The 6,288-nt window shown below is 68.0% G+C and carries 6 protein-coding genes; 2 read left to right on the forward strand and 4 right to left on the reverse strand.

The window, feature by feature from the left end:
* Positions 1–115: 115 nt before the first annotated feature.
* Together QCD68_RS16635 and QCD68_RS16640 are read right to left on the reverse strand one after the other, a co-directional pair.
* Positions 116–538 carry a PRC-barrel domain-containing protein gene (locus tag QCD68_RS16635; protein WP_301223822.1) on the reverse strand — a complete coding sequence of 141 codons (423 nt, stop codon included), beginning with the start codon at positions 536–538 and terminating at the stop codon, positions 116–118.
* A gap of 94 nt (positions 539–632) precedes the next feature.
* Entirely contained in the window at positions 633–986 is a 354-nt protein-coding gene (locus QCD68_RS16640) for an SdpI family protein (RefSeq protein WP_301223823.1), read from the reverse strand.
* 825 nt (positions 987–1,811) lie between these two features.
* On the opposite strand from QCD68_RS16640, the gene QCD68_RS16645 reads away from it, so the two are divergent.
* Complete coding sequence (locus QCD68_RS16645; protein ID WP_301223824.1) at positions 1,812–2,873, forward strand: CPBP family intramembrane glutamic endopeptidase; 1,062 nt, start codon at positions 1,812–1,814, stop codon at positions 2,871–2,873.
* A 137-nt stretch (positions 2,874–3,010) separates the two neighbouring features.
* Here the strand turns inward: QCD68_RS16645 and QCD68_RS16650 are convergent, their stop codons facing one another.
* Both QCD68_RS16650 and QCD68_RS16655 read right to left on the reverse strand, forming a co-directional pair.
* On the reverse strand, positions 3,011–4,060 hold the full coding sequence (locus QCD68_RS16650) for a methionine synthase (RefSeq protein ID WP_301223825.1): 1,050 nt from the start codon (positions 4,058–4,060) through the stop codon (positions 3,011–3,013).
* 20 nt (positions 4,061–4,080) lie between these two features.
* Positions 4,081–5,040, reverse strand: a complete 960-nt coding sequence (locus tag QCD68_RS16655; RefSeq protein WP_301223826.1) for a putative oxygenase MesX — start codon at positions 5,038–5,040, stop codon at positions 4,081–4,083.
* A 72-nt stretch (positions 5,041–5,112) separates the two neighbouring features.
* On the opposite strand from QCD68_RS16655, the gene QCD68_RS16660 reads away from it, so the two are divergent.
* On the forward strand, positions 5,113–6,054 hold the full coding sequence (locus tag QCD68_RS16660; RefSeq protein WP_301223827.1) for a LysR family transcriptional regulator: 942 nt from the start codon (positions 5,113–5,115) through the stop codon (positions 6,052–6,054).
* The last annotated feature ends 234 nt before the right edge of the window (positions 6,055–6,288 follow it).

Consider the following 6,288-nt stretch of genomic DNA (forward strand, 5'->3'; position numbering starts at 1 on the left):
CCCCCCCCCCCCCCCCCCCCCCCCCCCCCCCCCCCCCCCCCCCCCCCCCCGGCCGACCAGACGGAGCAGTACCGTCAGCTCCGTCCCGACGGGTCGGGTCACTCGCCGGCGCTGCTCACGCCGGCGGCGTCGTGCCCGCGCCCTCGGTGTCGTCTGCGCCCGCCGGACCGGTACCAGCCTGGTCGAGGTTCTCGTGCGGGTCGCCCATGTCTCCGGTGGCCCTGCCGGTGGGGGACAGCCCGAAGTGCTTGCGGGCGGCGTTCGCCTCGCTGGCGGACAAAGCGTTTCCGACTCCGGGGGAGGGAGCGCCCTTGATCGCGCTCTTCGCGTACCCGACGTGCAGGTCCGTGCCGTCGAACGTGGCGTCCTCGACCGGGACGAGCGTCGTGTGACCCCCGAAGAGTCCTGTGGCGACGCTGACGAACGCAGCGCTGCCGTCCTCGGCGGGGAACACCTGCGCGACCTTGCCGACCGAGGCACCGTCGCGGTCTCGGACGGTCGCGTTCTCGACCTCGTGGATCATGCTCTTGGTGATCATGGGGGTAGTCAACGCCCTTCCGGTTGACACTTGGCGGCGAAGCGCTCGTCCGTCATTGGACGGCCTCGATCGATGAGGCGATCGGACGCTCGAGTCAGGCTGAGGCGTCATTCTCCGTGTTGCAGCGGCGCACCGCGCGATGCGCCACCGGGATGGACAGAAGCGCGCCGCCGAGGAGCACCGCCGTGGCCACGAGCACCGAGGCCGGATTGCGGAGCGGCGCGAGACCGATGCTCGCCAGGCTCCACAGCACGGTCAAGATTCCGGCAATGACCGTCGGGCGTAGTGCTGCTCGGTGCCCGATTCGCCAGGCTTCATCGCTGGACATCGTGACCCGCGTCCGGACGCCAGCGAGATCGTTCCGAGCCAGAGACCCGTTGGCAGCCCTCCAGGTCAGCCAGGTCACGAGGACGGCGCCGCCGATCACGAGTGCGAGCGCGAACACCATTGCTCCAACCACACAAACAACTTAACGTCACGGGATAGAAACGGCAATGTACTACCGATTGTCTGGCGTTGCGGAACGACGGAGTGACGCCGTCGACCGAGGCGGGGCACGTGAACCCACTCGTCCCGACAGTGCTCGCCGTCGCGCTGGTCGCGCTACTCCTGGATCTCGCGGCTGTCATCTCGTTGATTCGCTCTGGGCCGCCTTCCGGATGGCGTCTGCTGGCATGGGCGGTCGTCGTCCTGATCGTCCGTTCGTCGGACCTGCCAAGTGGTTTCGCGTCCGACGGCACGCTCGGCCGTCGAAGCCCACGCGGACTGGCGAGCGGACGTCTGCGGGACCGATCTCTGTGCCGACAGGGAGCTCGATCGGCTCGCCGGAGCTCCAGCGCGTCGTTGCCATCCAGAGTGTGGCTGCTCCCATCCGCCGGTCAGCAGCGGGCTCGGGTGCAGGCACCCGTGGGCCGTGGCTGCAGCGACGACGACGAGGATGCGGATCCACCTCTTCACAAAGTGCCGCTTGCACTGGCTCCTTCTGGCGTGCAACATCTGTACGGTGAAAGATCAGTTCCTGGCCAGGCGTCTTGATCGAAGAGTCCGTCGGGCAGGGCGCTCCTCGTCTGCCGCGCGCTGCAGAACGCTGCGGTGTTCAGTATCAACGTTCAACGGCCAGGCGCGCGCTCGGTGGTTCTGGAGAAGGGGTAGACGGTGGTCTTCGTCGAGATGGCTGCGGCGGTGGTGACAGTGGTCTTCGTCGTGCTGCCCGCAGGTGGTGTCATCGGCAGGAACTCCTTCGTCGGTGTTCGTACGCGAGCGACGATGCACGATGCAGCAGCGTGGCGCCGAGGGTACCAGGCTGCTGTGCTGCTTACCGGGGGTTTCTGGAGCGTTGTCGCTGCGCAACGAGCAGTCCGGAAGGCACCTGATGCGTCACAGTGATGGCCCTGTCGTTCCCGAGCCAGTGGCAGCGGAGGTCCGCTGGAAGCCGATCCTGATCTACACGGTCCTGGCCTGGGGCTTCGGATGGCTCGTCAGCCTGCCGCTGTGGATCGATCCGATGGGCTTGGCGTCGGTGCACGCGCTGTGGGTCCTGCCGACGATGATGTTCACACCCTGCGCTGCAGCAGCGATCGTCGTGCTGCTGCAGCAACGCGTTCCGGTGCGGCAGGCTGTCCGGCAGCTCGGAATCGTCCCGCTCCGACCGGTCGGAAAGCTCCTGCGCTTCTCATTGGGCGGCATCGTCCTGCTGCCACTCGTCGTCATCGCCGGCATCGCAGTCGCCGCGCTCCTGCATCTCGTCCGCCTCGACCTCGAGACGTTCAGCGGGTTTGCCGCGATGCTTCCCGAAGAAGCGCGGGACCTCCTGCCGATCGGAGTACTCGTCCTCGTGCAGGTCATCTCGATCCCGATCGCTGCGCCTCTGAACGGGGTACTCGCCTTCGGAGAGGAAGTCGGGTGGCGAGGTCTTCTGCTCCCTGCCCTACAGCCTCTCGGCGACTGGCCGGCCGTTCTCATCACCGGCGTCGTGTGGGGCGTCTGGCACAGCCCGATCGTCCTGCTGGGCTACAACTTCGATCGTCCAGACCTGTGGGGGGTCTTCCTGATGATCGTCGGGGCCACCGCCGTCGGGACGTTGCTCGGCTGGCTCCGGATCTGGAGTCGTTCGGTGTGGCCCGCCGTGCTCGGGCACGGCGCGTTCAACGCAGCGGGCGGTCTGGTGCTGCTGTTCTCCTCTGCGAAGTACCCGCCGGACCTCGCCCTCGCGGGGCCGCTCGGCGTCGGGACGTGGATCGCCGCTGCAGTGTTCGCGACGGTCGTCATCGCTCTCTCGCGTCGATCCACTCACCGCTCGGACGGCGATCCGGTTCGCGGATGCGATGAGGGGTGACACCAGTACCAACGCGACCCGTCGGTCGAACGGCAGCCGCGCCTCCAGGCCGGATCGAGAGCCAAGCATCCCGCGGACGCGACGAACAGGGCGGCTCTCCTGCTTCCGGAGGGGAGCCGCCCTGCAGCTGATGACGACTAACGCGCAGACGGGACGGCTGTGCCGACGAGCTCGTTGCGGACGATGTCCGCTCCGGCCGACAAGGCGCCGAGCTTGTCGAGCGCCGCACCCCGCGCCAGCGGAGCCATCCCGCAGTTGGAGCTGGGGATGAGCTTGTCCGCGTCGACGAACTCGAGCGCGCGACGCAGCACCTCAGCCACTTCCTCCGGCGTCTCCACGGTCTCGGTCGCGACGTCGATGGCGCCGAGCATGACCTTCTTCCCGCGGATGAGTTCGACGAGCTCGAGCGGCACGTGGGAGTGGATGCACTCCAGCGAGACGATGTCGATCGACGACTGCTGCAGGAGCGGGAAGGACCGCTCGTACTGGCGCCACTCGGCCCCGAGCGTCTCCTTCCACCGGTTGTTCGCCTCGATGCCGTACCCGTAACAGATGTGCACGGCGGTCTCGACGCGGAGGCCCTCGGCCGCGTGTTCGAGTGCGGCCACGCCCCAGTCCTGCACCTCGTCGTGGAAGACGGTGAAGGCGGGCTCGTCGAACTGGATGACGTCGACGCCGGCGTCCTGCAGCTCGCGTGCCTCCTGGTTGAGGATCGTGGCGAACTCCCACGCCAGCTTCTCGCGTGACTTGTAGTGCTGGTCGGAGAGGGTGTCGATCATCGTCATCGGGCCGGGGAGCGCCCACTTGATCGGGCGGTCGGTCTGCGCGCGCAGGAAGCGGGCGTCGTCCACGAACACGGGCGCTCGACGGCTGACGGCACCGACGACGGTCGGGACGGCCGCGTCGTACCGGTCGCGGATCCGGACGGTCTCCTTGCGGTCGAGGTCGACACCGTCCAGGTGCTCGATGAACGTCGTGACGAAGTGCTGGCGGGTCTGCTCGCCGTCGCTGACGATGTCGATGCCGCGGCGCTCCTGCTCGTGGACGGCGGAGCGGAGTGCGTCCTGCTTGCCCTCGGTCAGCGCTGCGCCCTGCAGCTCCCACGGGGACCAGAGTCGTTCGGGCTCGGCGAGCCAGGAGGGTTTCGGCAGGCTGCCGACGATCGAGGTGGGGAGGAGAGAGCTCATGGAGGTGATGGTCCAGTCGGTCAGCGGGCGGGTACGGAGTCGGCAGCGAAACGCGAGAGGAGCGCGTGGTGCGGCTTGACGAGGTGCTCCTCGGTCCACCGGCCCTGGGTGATCCCGAGGTGGCTGCGCTCCTCACGGTCGTAGGTGACCGGAGTGGGCGTGAAGTCGGCGTGGTCGAGGGTCGGCTTGTAGACGCTGCCCGCCGGGGTGTTCGCGGCGTAGATCTCCGGGCGGTAGATCTTCTGGAACGTCTCCATGGTGGCGATCGTGCCGATGAGCTGGAGGTCCGTGTAGTCGCCGGTCAGGTCGCCGCGCGTGTAGAACGCGAGCGGGGCTGACGCTCCGGCGGGCTGGAAGTACCGAACCCGCATGCCCATCCGGCCGAAGTACTCGTCGGTGAGCGAGGAGTGTTCGTGCTCGTACTCGGCGCCGAGGACGGGGTGGACGTACCGGGTCTGGCGGTAGGTCTGGCTCGTCGAGACGCTGATGCAGACGACGGGCTCGGCACTGAAATACGAGTGGAACGCGGGTGACTCCAGGAAGCGCTGGAAGAGCGCCCCGTGCAGCGCCCCGAAGTCGGACGGCAAGCCCGCCGATGACGGCAGCAGCACCGAGAAGTCGTAGTCGCGCAGGTACGACGAGAAGTTGTTGCCGAGGATGCCGTGGTGGCGCTCGCCGGTGTGCTGGTCGACGATCGTGACGTCGAGCATCTCGAGCAGCGGGAACTCGGCGTCTGATCCACCGTCGGAGAACGCCAGCGCGGCGGACACGATGTCGAGTTCCAGGCGGTAGCGGTCATGCACCCCGGCGAGGTCGTTCGCGCGCCCGTCGATCATCGCCAACGCAGCACGGAGGTTCTGCTGACGGTGCTCGCCGCGCGCCAGGTTGGCGAAGTTCGTGGTCAGCCGGGAGCTGTCGGCGGGGGAGTAGTCCTCGTCGAACCGCGTCCGCGTGATGCTGAAGGTCAGGTCATTCGCCATCCCATGAGCATGACGGGAGGCTCGGGTCATCAGGTAATACCGAGACGCTATGCGCCGGTATAGCCTGCGCCTATGGCCCGGGTCTCGAACGACATCACCCTGCAGCAGCTCCGCTACTTCATCGAGGTCGCGACCGAGGGCTCGATCAGTGCAGCGGCCGACCTGCTCTACGTCGCCCAGCCGACCCTGTCCGCGGCGATGAAGGACCTCGAGACGCGGATCGGCCGCCCCCTGTTCACCCGCTCCGCCCGTGGGGTCGTGCTCACCGTCGACGGGGTCGAGTTCCTCGGGTACGCCCGGCAGGTCGTCGAACAGGTCTCGCTGCTCGAGCAGCGCTACGTCGGCGGGCAGCCGTCACGTCGGCTGCTCGGGGTATCGGCGCAGCACTACTCGTTCGCCGTGGAGGCCTTCGTCCGCATGGTCGAAGCGGCGGCCGCGGACGAGTACGAGTTCTCGCTCCGTGAGACCCGCACCTGGGACATCATCGAGGACGTCCGCACGCTGCGCAGCGAGGTCGGCATCCTCTACCGCAACGACTTCAACCGACAGGTCCTCGGCAAGCTGATGCGGGACGCCGGCGTCGTCTTCACCCCGCTGTTCGTCGCCCAGCCGCACATCTTCGTCGCCCGACGGAACCCGCTCGCGTCCCGGAAGCGCGCGACCCTCGCCGATCTGGCGGACCTGCCCCGGCTGACCTTCGACCAGGGTGCGAACAACTCCTTCTACCTGGCGGAGGAGATCCTGTCGACGATGTCGAGCAAACGGGAGATCCGCGTCTCGGACCGGGCGACGATCTTCAACCTCATGATCGGCCTCGGTGGGTACACGATCTCCACCGGGCTCATCAGCGACGACCTGGACCCCGAGATCGTCGCCATCCCGCTCGACGTCGATGAACGCATCGAGATCGGGTGGATCGCCCATGCCTCGGTCCCGCTGACCGTGCAGGCGCAGACGTACCTGGAGGAGCTGCGCGCGGTGGTCACCGGCTACGGCGTCGAGCCGCTCGGGTAGGTGGCCGGGAGCCGACGGAGGTGCGCTGACCGTTCCTGCCGGTGACCGGCCTGGAGGCGCGACACGCGTCCGTCACGTCGGCGCGCTCGCACGGGCACATGGTGGGAGCACGCGAGAACGCCGCCCCGGTCGTGCGGGGGGGGCGTTCTCGTGGTGCTGGTGCGTTCGGTGACGCACCGGGTGTTACTTGATCTGGGCGGTGATGGTGGCGGTGCCGACGAGCAGGCCGCCCTT

Source organism: Curtobacterium sp. PsM8, assembly GCF_030433875.1.
In the GTDB taxonomy this organism is placed as follows: domain Bacteria; phylum Actinomycetota; class Actinomycetes; order Actinomycetales; family Microbacteriaceae; genus Curtobacterium.

Coding starts and splice junctions, on each gene's coding strand:
- QCD68_RS16635 (WP_301223822.1), bottom strand. CDS start 538: ATGATCACCAAGAGCATGATCCACGAGGTCGAGAACGCGACCGTCCGA.
- QCD68_RS16640 (WP_301223823.1), bottom strand. CDS start 986: ATGGTGTTCGCGCTCGCACTCGTGATCGGCGGCGCCGTCCTCGTGACC.
- QCD68_RS16645 (WP_301223824.1), top strand. CDS start 1,812: ATGCAGCAGCGTGGCGCCGAGGGTACCAGGCTGCTGTGCTGCTTACCG.
- QCD68_RS16650 (WP_301223825.1), bottom strand. CDS start 4,060: ATGAGCTCTCTCCTCCCCACCTCGATCGTCGGCAGCCTGCCGAAACCC.
- QCD68_RS16655 (WP_301223826.1), bottom strand. CDS start 5,040: ATGGCGAATGACCTGACCTTCAGCATCACGCGGACGCGGTTCGACGAG.
- QCD68_RS16660 (WP_301223827.1), top strand. CDS start 5,113: ATGGCCCGGGTCTCGAACGACATCACCCTGCAGCAGCTCCGCTACTTC.